Genomic DNA, 13,471 nt, shown 5'->3' on the forward strand with positions numbered 1-13,471 from the left:
GCTAATTTTGGCAATGTGGCAGGGCTAGGGGATGCGACAGCTAGAATAGGAGTTTCTGCTTTAGGTGGTTGTGCAGCCGGTAAAGCGTCTGGCGGTTCTTGCAGCAGAGGGGCTAGAATAGCTGCAATGATGCAAGCTCTTTCAGTTAGTATGGAAATGGTTTCTAAAAGCAAACCTACTTGGGATGTTGCTGATGGTAAAGGGGTTGTGAAGTTCAAAGGTAACGGTGTAGAAAAACCAAGCGTTTCTAATGTAGGTAAGTCTATTGAAGTAGTTAAAGGAAAAGGAGCTGATCACTTAGTTGGAAGGTCTTTAAGCAGTTTAACCGCTGAAGAAGTTCAACTATTACTATCTAATAACTTATTGAATCAAGGAAAAATAATAGTAGATGGCGGACTCGTACGTTTTTCTTGGGATAGTGAAGGAAGTGACACTTTTACTAGAATTGCTAATTCAGCTCCAGGGGTGAATTCGATGGCTGTATTTCACGATGTTTGGATGGCTAAATGGAACGTAAATAATGCTTTCATTTTGGGAGGCACAATTATTCCGGCTGTATATATTAACTACGAAGCACTGGGCCTTAGTTACTATAACTATTTGAGCGGTGAGCTTGATGAGTAAAGAAATATTTTTATTTTTGGTGGTGTTTATGGGATTGGTTGGTTGTACAACTAGCCAACATGTAAATATTGTTAACACATACTCAACTTCGCCTATTTTTTACCAGAAGGTAGGCTATAAAGATGAGTGGAAAGAGCTTTGGCCGATAGTTAGGTTGAAAAATGAAGTGTTAGTTAAAGTGCATCCTGATTCATGGGAATCATTAACATTTGGGACAAAAAATTGTTCAACAAATCAGAGTAAATTTTTTATTCAGTTCTGGTCTAATACCGATACTGTTGTTGATTTTGAAAATTCATACTTTCTTACTGAACAAGAAGATAAAGTTGCTATAAAGTCTGTACATTCAACTCTTAGGAAAGATAAATTATTTAGTGAAAATAAGCAAAGTTCTTTAATTCAATTGCGAAAAGTAAAATTATCTAAAAATGAAATTTTAAACTTGTGGAAGAGTAACAATTATCGAGAGTTAAAGGATAACTCTGGTGGGGTAAGTTTAGTTATAGAAACGGAAAGCTTCGTAGGTTGCCCTAGAGATAGTTATAGATTTTACATTAGCTTTAAATATGAAGGCTCAGATGCTCAACAAGGTTATTGGCTCTACTTTGCTCCAGTTGAATTTAAAGCCTTTAGTCGATAAGTAATTTTCCACTTCAATGGCTTTGTGGGGAACTCTCAGAGTCTGACGAATCTCAACAAAAAGGAAAACAGAAATAATGAGATAGGAAAATATGAGGAATGTTCATGGATTTTTTTCTGAATTTCATGACGGACTCCATGATGCCTTTACTGATGTGCTCGGTAAAGGTGACATTATTACTAATAACGGGATAGGTTTAGTAGTATCTATACCTCCTTCTTATGAGCTGACTTTGTTGGCAGCGTCAAGACCTTTGATGCTTCTTTTGTTGCAACAGGGAGCTTAAGCTCAGCGGTTAAGTCAGGTGTGATTAGTTATGCTGCAGCAAGCATAGGGGGAATGGCTGACGGGCTAGGTGGCATTGAGCAGTTTATTGTTCAAGGGACTGCTGGCGGAATATTTAACGTCGTGCAAGGTGGTGAGTTTGGCCATGGGTTTATCACTGCAGGAATTGGTATGCTAGGTGTGCAAGGTGCGAGTGCAATCGGCCTTGCAGGAAATGAAGCTGGACGCTTTATAACCGCAGCAGTTATCGGCGGCACCGTCTCAGAAATTACTGGAGGTAAGTTTGCCAATGGGGCGGCTAGTGCTGCATTTGCGACAGTAGTCAGTCAAGTTGGCTTATCCAAATTTGGTGGAAACGATACAAGAACTAACGAAGTCGATAATTGGACTACGGAGGACGAAGCATGGTTGCAAGAAACCATGGCACAAACAGCAATAGATTTAGACCATGGCGATGTTTATGCCTATGAGCCCGGATGGCTGCGTTTACAAGAACGTTCATTGTTGGATGGTGAATTTGGTTCAGGCACATATACAGACGTAATGGATGATGCTGGTGGAATAGCTTTGGAAGGGGCTGCTTTTCTTTATGGCGGGTATGGTGTATTGCGAGGAGGCTATGGCTTATATCGGTGGTCTGGGTTTAGAGTGGATGGTTTCTCTAAAGGTTTAAAGTATGGAAATGGTCGAATTTTTCAAGTTAGAACTGCTAAAAAGGGACCTGTTTTTAGACTTGATTATCACCCAAATCCAGCCCCAACTAAACTGCATATGCACTTTGGAGAGATGAAGCACCACAGGCCATGGAATGTACCTTGGAAGAAGTATTAAGAGGATATTATGAAAGATTTCATGCGGTATTCTGAACCTTTATATGTTGAAATTGATAACGAGATTAAAAGGAAGGTCGTAGATTCTTTTGATAACTTGATAAAAAAAAGAACAAATTTGATGCTAATTTTATTTGATGATGGCGAGGCAAAAATTAGCGATATGCATTTTGACATGTACGGTGAGTTTTTATTTTCAAAGCTTGATTCATTGGGCGACGCGACAGATGCATTTTTGTTAGTAGACTCGAAAATAAGTACTTCTAGTCTTAAAGAGAGAATAAACAGTGATGAATATAAGGGATTTAGATATAGGTGTAGTTTGTATGATCGGTTAACCAAGGAGGTTGGTGGCAGCTTGCTTTTTCGTAGTAATGATTCCGATATGATTTTTATCGTAGATTAATTGATGTTGGTATACCAATGAGGCCTGAATGTCATCAAGTCTGTAGGCCTCGCTTGACGCAGACTCATAGATGCTGGCGGAATAGCTTTAGAAAGGGCTGCTATTTTTTGAGCTGACTTTGTTGGCAGCGTCAAGACTTTTGATGCTTTTTTTGTTGCAACAGGGAGCTTAAGTTCAGCGGTTAAGTCTGGTGTGATTAGTTATGCTGCAGCAAGCATAGGGGGAATGGCTGACGGGCTAGGTGGCATTGAGCAGTTTATTGTTCAAGGGACAGCAGGCGGAATATTTAATGTTGTGCAATGTGGTGAATTTGGTTCAGGCACATATACAGACGTAATGGATGATGCTAGTGAGGTTGCATTTGCGGGGGCGAGTTACTTAGCACCAATTCCTATATTCAGAGTAGGCAAATGGATTGTAGGACCAAGAGGTCCGTTGTTTGGAAATAGATATTTTCGTATAAACTCGAAATCAGGTTTCTGGAATACTGGGCAAAAACGGATTGGTTGGTCACGCTATAAAGGGCAAGTCCATTTTGAAAGAAGAGTCGGATCTCATACAGAATCTAAACCCATAATCTCTATTGATGTGAAGGATGTTAACAAATGGTAGCGTTGAATAGCCGAGGAGAGACAATTCATAGACTTATAGAGTCATTTCTATTAGATGATCGTAAAGACTTGGTATCATTTAAAGTGGTTGAAGACTTGTACTGCATTGTATTTGAAATTCAACCAAAAAATAAAATGGCATGTGGATTGGAGTTAACAGTAGGCTTAAATGGAGATGAACATTTAACTATTCTTATTGGTGATAAAATTGTTTATGAAGAGTATGAGGGAATAACTTTGCCAGAAGATAATGTGTTTATTGGTTCTTTGTTGCTAGCAGTTTCTGAAGGGAATGTGGAGGAAGTCTATATGAAAAAGGGGAGTCAGATTGTTGCTTATAAGGCATTTGTTCATATAGATGGTGAGCTTGATATTATCATTGGCGATAAGATGCCGTTAGAGCCAAATAATATGTTAGAAATAAAAACAGTCAATTATCAACCTTGGTGACACTAATAAAGCTGCAGGTGCTCAAGGTGGATAAAGTGTTGGTATTTTCTTGGTCATGTGCATTTTAGAGGTAATGGACTTAGATCTATTCATTGGCCACCAGAAGGAAAAACAATTCAGGCTACTCGGATTAAACCTTAAGACACAGAATGAGTTATTAAGCTAATAAAGCAGTAGATGGCTGTTTATGCCCCCTTATTTTGGGCAACTTGCTTCGGCGCATTTTGCCTTTGATGCTTCTTTTGTTGCAACAGGTCGCTTAAGTTCAGCGGTTAAGTCAGGTGTGATTAGTTATGCTGCAGCAAGCATAGGTGGAATGGCTGACGGGCTAGGTGGCATTGAGCAGTTTATTGTTCAAGGGACTGCAGGCGGAATATTTAACGTCGTGCAAGGTGGTGAGTTTGGCCATGGGTTTATCACAGCAGGAATTGGTATGCTAGGTGTGCAAGGTGCGAGTGCAATCGGCCTTGCAGGAAATGAAGCTGGAGGCTTTATAACCGCAGCAGTTATCGGCGGCACCGTCTCAGAAATTACTGGAGGTAAGTTTGCCAATGGGGCGGCTAGTGCTGCATTTGCGACAGTAGTCAGTCAAGTTGGCTTATCCAAATTTGGTGGAAACGATACAAGAACCAACGAAGTCGATAATTGGACTACGGAGGACGAAGCATGGTTGCAAGAAACCATGGCACAAACAGCAATAGATTTAGAAAATGGCGATGTTTATGCGTACGAGCCTGGTTGGATGCGACAACAGGAACGTGCATTACTCGATGGTGAGTTTGGTACTGGTACTTACACTGATGTAATGAGCCATGCTGGTGGGTTGGCATTGGAAGGGGCTTCATGGCTCTCCCCATATGCGGGCTACAAAGCGGCTGGATACTCGTTTAAATATATGAGATATAAAAATGCAGGTGGTGGAGGCTTTAATTGGTATAAAAATGACGTAAGACGCTTTGCTATTGAGTTCCATAAATTTAAGTACAAAGGTGTAGAAAAGGCTAGATTCCACTATCACAGAGGAAAAACAAATTCTCAAGTAAGGAAGCATAGACCGTATCAAGGAGGTTTATAATAATGACAATTAAGTACCCATTGACAGTTATTTTCCATGAAGATGGAGATTTATGGACACTAGATAGTCCTGCAGAATTAGCCTCGAATTTAGAGTGGTATGACAGTTTAGACCCAAATGAGCGTTCTACAGTATTGGATGCAAATCATCAGTACCTTAATGTGAAGGTTGAAAAGTTAGAGTTGATAAAACTCGAATTTATAAAGGAAGAGTTATTGCCTGTTGAAAACAGGCTGAAGCACCATGATTGAAATCGAGTGTAACGGAAAGCCGAGTTGATGGTTGGACACAAGAGGATGAAGCATGGCTGCAAGAAACCATGGCGCAAACTGCGATAGATTTAGAAAATGGCGATGTTTATGCTTCAAATTGGGATTGGCGCGGGGAGAACATTCAACAATGTATCAGTAGCTGTATAAGTTCTTATTATGGGGATATGTATACTTGGGCTGGTAATTTGAGCCCTCTTAGCCTGCCTTCTTTTGCTGCAAGTGAGTTTGCGGTAGGTGTGGCAGATGAGTTAAGTAATCAAGGTAATCGTAATTCTTATGGACGTGCACGTAAGCAATTCATTACTGGTGAAAGGCAATTAAAAACCCTTAAGCAGTTTAGTCGATTCAATGCTGTTAATGCCGTTGTTGGTGCGGGGGCTTTAGGTTTTCAGGCTGGAGCATATGGCTATTGTAGGGTTAATTGCACTTTAAAGGGTAATTAGAATGAGACAAATAATTAGAGTGTTAGGTGTAATTCTTGGTGTGGGGCTCATATTTTTCGGGGTCGAAATTATGTTATTTCCAATATTTGGTGGTTTCAAAGAGAGGTTAAATGCCATCACAATGTTATTAATAGGGGGATTGTTTTTGCATTATGGGATAACTGGAAAGATATTATTTAAGAAGTTTATTAAATAATAAATTTTAAGTTCGCGGTTTCAATGCTAAAAATTTGTTTGATTCGACCCTATAGTGCTATCAGCCTTGCAGGCAGTGATGTGGATTGTTGTACGAAAAGGCAGTGCGGCCTGATGGATGTCAAGCATTACTCACCGGAGTATTAATACCAAACGAGTGTTCTATCTGCATAAAGACCATCAAGGTTCGACAACAACGGTGACTAACTCCGCAGGTAGCGTAGTGCAGCAGTTTACCTATGACCCATGGGGTAAACAGACCGCTGCTTACACTCACTCATTACTTAATGGGCTAATCTCACCCTCAGCAAGTAAAGGCTATACCGGCCATGAAACTGTAGAGCATATGGATATTATCCATATGAATGGCCGAATTTATGATGCTGAAATAGGCCGCTTTTTACAGGCCGATCCGTTTATACAGCAGGCGGATAACTTGCAGAACTATAACCGTTATGCGTATGTATTGAACAACCCTATGTCTTACACTGATCCCAGTGGATTCTTTTTCGATAAGATTTGGAAGGCAATTAAAAAGTACTGGAAACCGATAGTCGCTATCGTTGCAACTGTTGTGACTTACGGAGCAGCATCTGGCTGGGTTGCTGGTTGGGGGGCGACTTGGGGAACCGCAGCAACTGCGACATTAACAACTACAGGGGCTGTTGCAACTGGTGCGTTGGCAGGAGCTGCCGGAGGCTTTGTTGGCGGTGCGTTGACTACAGGAAGTATAGATGGGGCATTTCGAGGTGCACTCGCAGGGGCAATTGCTGGTGCCGCAGGTGGATAGGCTAATTTTGGCAATGTGGCAGGGCTAGGGGATGCGACAGCTAGAATAGGAGTTTCTGCTTTAGGTGGTTGTGCAGCCGGTAAAGCATCGGGTAATTCGTGTAGTAAAGGTGCGAAAATTGCGGCAATAGCACAAGCTTTGACTATGGGGGCTGAAACTATTTATAAAAAAGTAAGTACCAAGGTGAGTACACCAACAGGACAGCCATATAATGAAATTGGTGAACCGCATTTGTGGCAAAAAGGTCAGCCTGACGTTGGTAAACAATTGTCAGGTGAAGAGTTTGCTCTAGTGACAGCTGGTAAAATGAAAGCTCCTTTAGGATCTGACCAATCTGCCTTAATGCAAACAGTGGCAAAAGGGCCTTATGTGGATGCCTTTGCTGAGTTTCATGACGGATTACATGATTATACTTTTGTACCAGATGATCAATTTTCGCTAGTCCTCACTATGCCGCCATCATATGTGCTTACTTTAGCTGCGGCAGCTCGCCCCTACTCACATTTCTACTATTTAGACTTACTTGATGAAAGGAGTCGGTAATGGATATTTATCGTTTAGTAACAGTAAGCTTCGGTTTAGTTCTCTTGTGTAGTTGTGCGGTAGGGCATGAAGAATATATCAATTTTAAAAACAGTAGAGTTGGTAAGGTTATGCCTTATAAAGAACCATTTGCTTTCGAGAATGCTGGAAAATTGATCAGAGCTGATTATGTGAAAGGTGGTCAAGGCCTCACTCACATAAGAAAAGATGAGAACGGTAATTTGATTTACCATTTTAGTGATCAAGAAATACTTGAAAATACTCGGACAGAAAAAGAATGGGTGGGTAAATGTCTAACTTATTACATCGTTGAAGCTAATACATATATTATAAAAAGTTGGGGTTTTGATGACGGCGGTAATCCCCTAAGTTGTAGAACGTGGCCATAGCATTAAAGATGCCATCAAGTTACGACTTCAACGGCTATGCACTTCAGAGCATAAGTGGTGCCAGTTTTATTTATGCAGACATTGCTTTATAAGCAGACATATCTTAATGGCAGCGCTTATTACAACTATGGCATTCGAAGTGTGTATGGGTTAACCAAAGTTGAGACCACCGAATTTCTTGGGCATGTGCAATACCAAGGGTATGACTCGCCCATATTTAGCCCCATTATAACTCTGGATAATTTGGTTCAGGTGAAATTTCGTATCTCTGGGCTCTACAATAGCCCTATAAAGGAAAATAATTCAGTGCATTTCAACAACCTAAGGATGGAAATTTTTATTACATCTTTAAAGGAGGGCATTCGGTTAGACACTCAGCATATGATAATGGACCAATACCGCATAGGGAAAAAGACCAAAGTTAACTTTTTGGAGCTGAAGCGATATCCAAGTAAAGGTAAAAGTCATTATGGTATTGATGTGTGTATGTCACCGCCTGAAGAGAGATATCCAGATTATTTGTATGATTTCTACAAAGATGAAAGTATTGCTATTCCCTATCGGCAATTTGATTTTAATAAATTGCCTTCAAATTTGCTTCGTATTGACACCAATATTTTATGTGGAAACTTGGTTGCAATGAATACCAACCTAGCAGGTGAACAAGGGTTCTTTACGCTTACGCTACCTTTTATCGAAGAGGGTGAAACAACCGAATATACGATTTATTTTTATCCTGTTGAGTACCGAATTACAGTTAAGTGATGTTATTAAGCTGGCCAGTCTCAACAACAAGAGAATGGTTAATCCGTAATGGGTATGGAGACATACTGAAGAATGAATCTAGTCAAATAGGGAAGAATGGGGCAGCAATGAGATGGCTGTCAGAAAATGTGCTTGGAGTTAGGGTTTCGTCACTGAGTCACGATAAATTAGTCGGTGTGATAGAAAGAGCGTAGGGAATGGAGGATACATGGTATGGCACTGCTTCTACTTGTTATGCCAATCCATTCGGAACATATCCAGATAAGGTACTACAATGAGAAACTTAAACATACTTTTGATGGTTAGTCTTGCGCTCGTTGCTGCTTGTGAAAGTCGGGATGTAACATTAGCAACGGATGATGCTTATAAAGACGCGATAGGTGAGTGTATGGATGTCTATAAATTTCATATTAAGGATAATGTGCTTGATAGCGCCGATAGAGTATATATTGCCTATGCTGATTCAAACTTAGTAGATGTGTTTTTTTCCCATGGAGATGTGGGGGATTTCACAAAGAGAAGTCCAGATTATAAAGGCTTGCTGTATTGTGGCGGAATTTTAAATCAGCATAATAAATTTGAAGTGACTCGTCTTAAATATGCACGATCATCCAAGTTTTTATATAGTACGCAAGAGTCAGAAGGAGGGGTTGTCAATGCGAACACATGTGGAATTGTTAAGCAGAGACGCTACATCCTAAATGATATGACATTTAAATTTACAGGTGAAAAAATATTTGATTGCTGGCGATAGCAGTCTAGTAAAAAGTCTCTCGCTACTGTTAGATTATGTGTTGATAACTTACTGCAACGTCTAGACTGCTAATGTCATTAAATTACGCACTGCGCCATGGTTGATAAAGACTCGGAATCGTTACTTCTGATTGATGTTGTTACCGGTAATATCTAGAAAGTTAAATTCAAATTGGCCGTCTGGATCTTCAACTCGGATCACTTGGTTAAATTTTGCCGCTTCAAAGTTGGGGTTTTGCACTAATATAGTCATGAGTTGCTGAGTAACTGTATCGCTATGAAATGCCGCTGCTAATGCCTCATGTGACTGTCTGATCAGCCGTGAGAATAGATCTTCACCTTCGTCATCTTCTTCACCATCGTCGTCAGCTGTAGCTTGATTCCATTTGTCATAAATTGCTTTCAGTTGCTTAGATGTATCATCGTCATTAAAGTGCACCCCTTCAACAATAAACTCATCATGTGAGAGTCTTGGGTGTGGCGCAAACTTGCTACCGTCTTTATTCCAAATGTTCCAGTATAAATCGCCATGCCAAAAGGCTGCTGAGATGGTCATGTGTGAGAAGGCTTCTTGTTTAACATAGAATGTTAATCCTTCAATGTTATCTGTTATTAGTTGGCTTATCAGCTTTTGGTAAACTCGACTCAACTCTTGGATATCTTGCATATTACTACTCTGATTTAAAGGTGTTAGTAGGGAGGTGAACATAAGCTTATTTTGCTTATCATCAACAAATTATTTATTTGGCTCAGTCTTTAGGTATTGGCCATTAAAGGAGACATTCAAACCGCCACATCCGTTATCTTTGCTAACAGAGAGGCTATTTGACCCTAATACAATTTGCAGCGTACAACCGTCGACATCATAGTGCATTTGATTGCCTTTAAGAGTGACAGCTCCTTCAATCTCGCCCATATTGATTTGGCCTGTAGCAGGGTTGCCTACCCAAGTCGCCATACCTGATAGTGTGTACTTGTTCGAATCAAGCTTAACTAACGTGATCTCGGCATAATCTGCATCGATATGACCATCATGATAGCGTTCATAGTGTCCTTGCCAGCTAGTTACATCACCAGCAAGTAACGAAAAAGACAAAAGCGATGCGGTTAAACTAAGAAAAAACATTTTCAATTTAAAATCGTCCTAAATGCTCATCAGCTTGGCAACATTATTTATCAAAAAATATATAATACCAATAGATTACGGCGAATTTTTGACTTGTATCAATAGGGGACTGTAGAGGTTTAGTTTATGACAACGGGCCTGTAGCAGTTGTTTTCTATGAGGCAAAGGGTCTACAAAGGTGAGCTTTGTAAGCCATTAATTTGTGGACATGAGGCTATGTTTTGCACTGAGGCAGCACTGCATTAAGGGAGGGCTGGTTACAGAAACAGTGCTTAAGCTATTAATGCTTTTGCGGCTAAACTTGGTTGTTAGGCGTATTTTCCAATGATATTAAAAAGCTCATCGACGCTATGTGCGGTATAGTCCGGTTGGCACTTCCAAGACTGTGGTTCTGAGCGACTATAAGCCGCTGCCACAGCAATGACTTGAGTATGACCACCAAGTGCAGCTTGTAGGTTGCGTGCAAATTTTGCATCAGCTTCATGGTCTCCGATATACATTAAACATTGGCTATTTCTGTGGCCGAAAATTGAATCAATACACTTAATTCCACCAGCTGCATCAGGCTTCTGCTTGCCATTTGACACATCGTCGTACCCTATAATTGATTTGAATGGCTCGGCTATCGCGTTATTCTCTAATAAACGTCGAATATTGTTTTGCGAATTCTGCGAGCAAATACCATGGGGAAGATGAGAAAACTCAGTGATGACTTCTTTAATGCCTTTAAATAGTGATACTTCGGTAGTATTTTTTTCTTGGTGCTCGGCCCACATCCCGCCTGCAATTAACATCTCCTCATGTGTTAACCCATAATAATCGACATAAAGTTCCTGCCAGTTTTTAGCGCCATGGTTTGCTTCATGGTATGAGGCTTCATTGTGTAAATATTTAGGCAGAAACTCCCCTGTTAGGTGTGGTGCAACAATGGATAAGATGGTTTTGGTGATTTCAATATTCTTAGGGACTGAATTTACAAGGGTTCCATCATAGTCCCATAACACTGCATCTAGTTTCATTATTACCTCTATATTGAAATACGACATATCAACCTAAAATTTACGGCAAAATAGGTCAAGCAAATCACTCTAATAGCAACCATTATCGGAGTTTACTGACGCTAATATTCGCGTTTGTAAGTCAGCTTATTATGAACTTAAAAACGAATCAAAAAATTAATCTAGCGACGTTTACGGCCATCGCTGTAGGAGGGCAATTACAGAGCTGACTATTCAGGAGCCGCTAAATATAAGGTTGGTGCAAAGCAGGCTTTATTTAAAATCAGAAACTAAGCTTGTTTACGCTGCTGACTTTTTAGCGCACACAAACAGGCTTTACCACGCAGAGCAGGGCAGCTTTGGCATGGCTTGGTTTTAAAAGGTTGGTACAGATTTATTTCCGCCGTATGTTTGACGGTATAGATGTTGCTGATGTGGTTGCTGATGTTGTAGTTGATGTTGCTATTAGTGTGGCCAGTGCTAGCCGCATTAAGCGCATTTACACCGACACTCAAGCCGTCGTTTGCGGGAGTGAGCTTAGTATAAATTGATAATTGATTGATTTTGGCCTCAATTCGCTTGAGCTTTAATTGGCGCTTAATCATCTTTAGGCGGTATTTACATAGTTTTGCAGCACGTTTTTTAAGTGAGATCTCGCTATCACTCAATTGCGTATAATAACTGATTTTTTGCTGATATTTAGCCAGCTTGCGGCGTGATTTATGCTGCTTTTTTATTAAATCATCACTCATTATCAACTACCCAAAAGCGACCTTTGATTATGTTAAGTTAACTGACTCTCTAGGGTTAAATAGAGCGTCTTTAATTCGCGCTTAGCGCCAATGTGAATAGTGTAATGTAAGTTGATTCAAATGAAAATCATTATCGTTACCGGGATGGTTAGATTAGTAGGAGCTGTTATTGTTCGGATGATATTGGTGCGATAAAAACCAGCATCGTCATTTTTAAGCGTAAGTAGCACTTAGACTAAGCGCTACTCTTGTAACTGTGATGCTAGCTTGTTGGTAAGAGCTGTGAAAACTGATAGCTAAGTTAGTTGTAAGGATTTTTACCTGCATCAATTAAAGTTAGCAGTAACCTTAATTCAAATTCTAGCTGATGGTAATCACCATCCATGTGGCAACAAAGTTGATAAAAAGCTTTGTTATGGTCTTTCTCTTTTAAATGCGCCAATTCATGCACGACGACCATGCGTAAAAGTCCTTCAGGGACTCTTTTCAGTCTAGATGAAATGCGGATCTCATTTTTAGCTTTAATCTTGGCACCTTGTTTACGAGCCACATAAGAGTGCAATCCCAGCGCTTGGTGGCTGAGTGAGATTTTATCGTCAAAGATCACTTTAGATAGTGGTTGGGATTTACGTAAGTACTGGTTTTTAATCTCTATAGTGTAGTCGTATAGGGCTTTGTCTGTACGTACATCATGGATTTGAGGATGACGTTTTAGTAAAAATTGTCCAAGCTTGTCTTGCGCTAATAAGTCTTGTACTTGCGCTTGGATTTCGCTTGAATAGCCTGCGAGGTATTTCAGTGGCTGCATCTTGTACTTAGTCTCTTAATAAAAACGTAGATACAAAAAGGGCGCATTAATTGCGCCCATCATTTCTACTTTGGCTTAAAAGCTTAGGCTTCGTCAGTCTTGTAGATAGTCATGTTGTGGTAGGCGTAAGCGGCTTCAAATGCACTCTTTTGGAAACGCTTTAACTCTAATCCTTCAAAATCTACTTGCGGTGGATTACGCTTTAGCTGCTCTTTAATCGCGACTGGCGATACGATAGATACAGGTATTGGTAGAATTTGGATTAATGCTTCTAGTTTGAAACTCGTTACGCTGCCAGCGCCTTTACCTTTTTGCTCACGTTGGATGATAACAATCTCATCGACACGGTAGTCTTCAATTAGCTTACCGAAAGCAAAGTGGAAATCACGCATAGTTTCGGTGCTTTCTGAGTTTGAAATTGCGAACGACTTTTGACGGCAATCCGGCACGTTAAAGGTTTCGCCTTCATAACTTAATAAACTGATGATGGCTTCGCCACCTTTTAACTCTACGCCACAAACTCTCATGATAAACCTTAAAAAAACAATATTGGCTGTATTGTAACGCGATTTCGCCAAACGGTCAGCGTTTTAATGTGCTTTCTCATCTATTCAAATCAATTTTTTCGGTATTAGTGATTGAGCAGTATAAATTGTGTTAAATACATAGAGGGTATGAATTAAAAAGCCGCAGTGAGGCAATCACTACGGCTTTGT

Annotated in this window: 20 protein-coding genes; 14 read left to right on the forward strand and 6 right to left on the reverse strand. The window is 40.2% G+C overall.

Annotated elements, in window-relative coordinates; translation table 11 throughout:
* The 14 genes from L884_RS23185 to L884_RS0115325 all read left to right on the forward strand — a co-directional run.
* Window positions 1–624, forward strand: a 624-nt coding sequence (locus L884_RS23185) for a hypothetical protein (RefSeq protein ID WP_028768302.1), incomplete at its 5' end; no start/stop codon positions are given.
* Window positions 617–1,264 (forward strand): hypothetical protein, encoded by a 648-nt coding sequence (locus tag L884_RS0115255; protein ID WP_028768303.1) that lies wholly within the window; start codon window positions 617–619, stop codon window positions 1,262–1,264. The genes L884_RS23185 and L884_RS0115255, both read left to right, overlap by 8 nt.
* Window positions 1,265–1,603: 339 nt before the next feature.
* Window positions 1,604–2,380, forward strand: coding sequence for a hypothetical protein (locus L884_RS0115265; RefSeq protein ID WP_028768305.1), 777 nt, complete (start codon window positions 1,604–1,606; stop codon window positions 2,378–2,380).
* Between the two features lie 9 nt (window positions 2,381–2,389).
* The gene (locus L884_RS0115270; protein ID WP_028768306.1) at window positions 2,390–2,785 is read left to right on the forward strand and encodes a hypothetical protein; all 396 of its coding nucleotides are present in this window, start codon (window positions 2,390–2,392) and stop codon (window positions 2,783–2,785) included.
* A 225-nt stretch (window positions 2,786–3,010) separates the two neighbouring features.
* Complete coding sequence (locus L884_RS0115275) at window positions 3,011–3,397, forward strand: hypothetical protein (RefSeq protein WP_028768307.1); 387 nt, start codon at window positions 3,011–3,013, stop codon at window positions 3,395–3,397.
* Complete coding sequence (locus tag L884_RS0115280) at window positions 3,391–3,846, forward strand: hypothetical protein (RefSeq protein WP_028768308.1); 456 nt, start codon at window positions 3,391–3,393, stop codon at window positions 3,844–3,846. Before L884_RS0115275 ends, L884_RS0115280 begins: the two co-directional genes overlap by 7 nt.
* A 187-nt stretch (window positions 3,847–4,033) precedes the next feature.
* Window positions 4,034–4,921 carry a hypothetical protein gene (locus tag L884_RS0115285; protein ID WP_028768309.1) on the forward strand — a complete coding sequence of 296 codons (888 nt, stop codon included), beginning with the start codon at window positions 4,034–4,036 and terminating at the stop codon, window positions 4,919–4,921.
* Between the two features lie 2 nt (window positions 4,922–4,923).
* Complete coding sequence (locus L884_RS0115290) at window positions 4,924–5,172, forward strand: hypothetical protein (RefSeq protein WP_028768310.1); 249 nt, start codon at window positions 4,924–4,926, stop codon at window positions 5,170–5,172.
* Window positions 5,169–5,636, forward strand: coding sequence for a hypothetical protein (locus tag L884_RS0115295; RefSeq protein WP_028768311.1), 468 nt, complete (start codon window positions 5,169–5,171; stop codon window positions 5,634–5,636). Before L884_RS0115290 ends, L884_RS0115295 begins: the two co-directional genes overlap by 4 nt.
* Window positions 5,637–5,949: 313 nt before the next feature.
* Window positions 5,950–6,621 carry an RHS repeat domain-containing protein gene (locus L884_RS22655; protein WP_028768313.1) on the forward strand — a complete coding sequence of 224 codons (672 nt, stop codon included), beginning with the start codon at window positions 5,950–5,952 and terminating at the stop codon, window positions 6,619–6,621.
* A gap of 15 nt (window positions 6,622–6,636) precedes the next feature.
* A complete protein-coding gene (locus L884_RS0115310) occupies window positions 6,637–7,164 on the forward strand; it encodes a hypothetical protein (protein WP_028768314.1) in 528 nt (175 codons plus the stop codon).
* Window positions 7,164–7,553 carry a hypothetical protein gene (locus L884_RS0115315; protein WP_028768315.1) on the forward strand — a complete coding sequence of 130 codons (390 nt, stop codon included), beginning with the start codon at window positions 7,164–7,166 and terminating at the stop codon, window positions 7,551–7,553. The genes L884_RS0115310 and L884_RS0115315 overlap by 1 nt, the downstream gene beginning before the upstream one ends.
* 54 nt (window positions 7,554–7,607) lie before the next feature.
* Complete coding sequence (locus tag L884_RS0115320; protein ID WP_156925699.1) at window positions 7,608–8,318, forward strand: hypothetical protein; 711 nt, start codon at window positions 7,608–7,610, stop codon at window positions 8,316–8,318.
* A 274-nt stretch (window positions 8,319–8,592) separates the two neighbouring features.
* A complete protein-coding gene (locus tag L884_RS0115325; RefSeq protein ID WP_028768317.1) occupies window positions 8,593–9,072 on the forward strand; it encodes a hypothetical protein in 480 nt (159 codons plus the stop codon).
* A 120-nt stretch (window positions 9,073–9,192) separates the two neighbouring features.
* Here L884_RS0115325 and L884_RS0115330 read toward each other — a convergent pair whose 3' ends face one another.
* The 6 genes from L884_RS0115330 to L884_RS0115355 all read right to left on the reverse strand — a co-directional run bounded on the left by L884_RS0115330 (window position 9,193) and on the right by L884_RS0115355 (window position 13,282).
* On the reverse strand, window positions 9,193–9,738 hold the full coding sequence (locus L884_RS0115330) for a hypothetical protein (protein WP_156925700.1): 546 nt from the start codon (window positions 9,736–9,738) through the stop codon (window positions 9,193–9,195).
* A gap of 69 nt (window positions 9,739–9,807) precedes the next feature.
* A complete protein-coding gene (locus L884_RS22215; RefSeq protein WP_156925701.1) occupies window positions 9,808–10,203 on the reverse strand; it encodes a hypothetical protein in 396 nt (131 codons plus the stop codon).
* Between the two features lie 302 nt (window positions 10,204–10,505).
* Window positions 10,506–11,216: an HAD family hydrolase gene (locus tag L884_RS0115340; RefSeq protein WP_028768319.1), complete on the reverse strand. Its 711-nt coding sequence runs from the start codon at window positions 11,214–11,216 to the stop codon at window positions 10,506–10,508.
* 269 nt (window positions 11,217–11,485) lie between these two features.
* Window positions 11,486–11,947 (reverse strand): hypothetical protein, encoded by a 462-nt coding sequence (locus L884_RS0115345; RefSeq protein WP_028768320.1) that lies wholly within the window; start codon window positions 11,945–11,947, stop codon window positions 11,486–11,488.
* 301 nt (window positions 11,948–12,248) lie between these two features.
* Window positions 12,249–12,755 (reverse strand): M48 metallopeptidase family protein, encoded by a 507-nt coding sequence (locus L884_RS0115350; RefSeq protein ID WP_028768321.1) that lies wholly within the window; start codon window positions 12,753–12,755, stop codon window positions 12,249–12,251.
* 83 nt (window positions 12,756–12,838) lie between these two features.
* Window positions 12,839–13,282 (reverse strand): DUF3010 family protein, encoded by a 444-nt coding sequence (locus L884_RS0115355; RefSeq protein WP_028768322.1) that lies wholly within the window; start codon window positions 13,280–13,282, stop codon window positions 12,839–12,841.
* Window positions 13,283–13,471: the final 189 nt, after the last annotated feature.

The sequence above is a fragment of the Shewanella fidelis ATCC BAA-318 genome, from assembly GCF_000518605.1.
Classification (GTDB): Bacteria; Pseudomonadota; Gammaproteobacteria; order Enterobacterales; family Shewanellaceae; genus Shewanella; species Shewanella fidelis.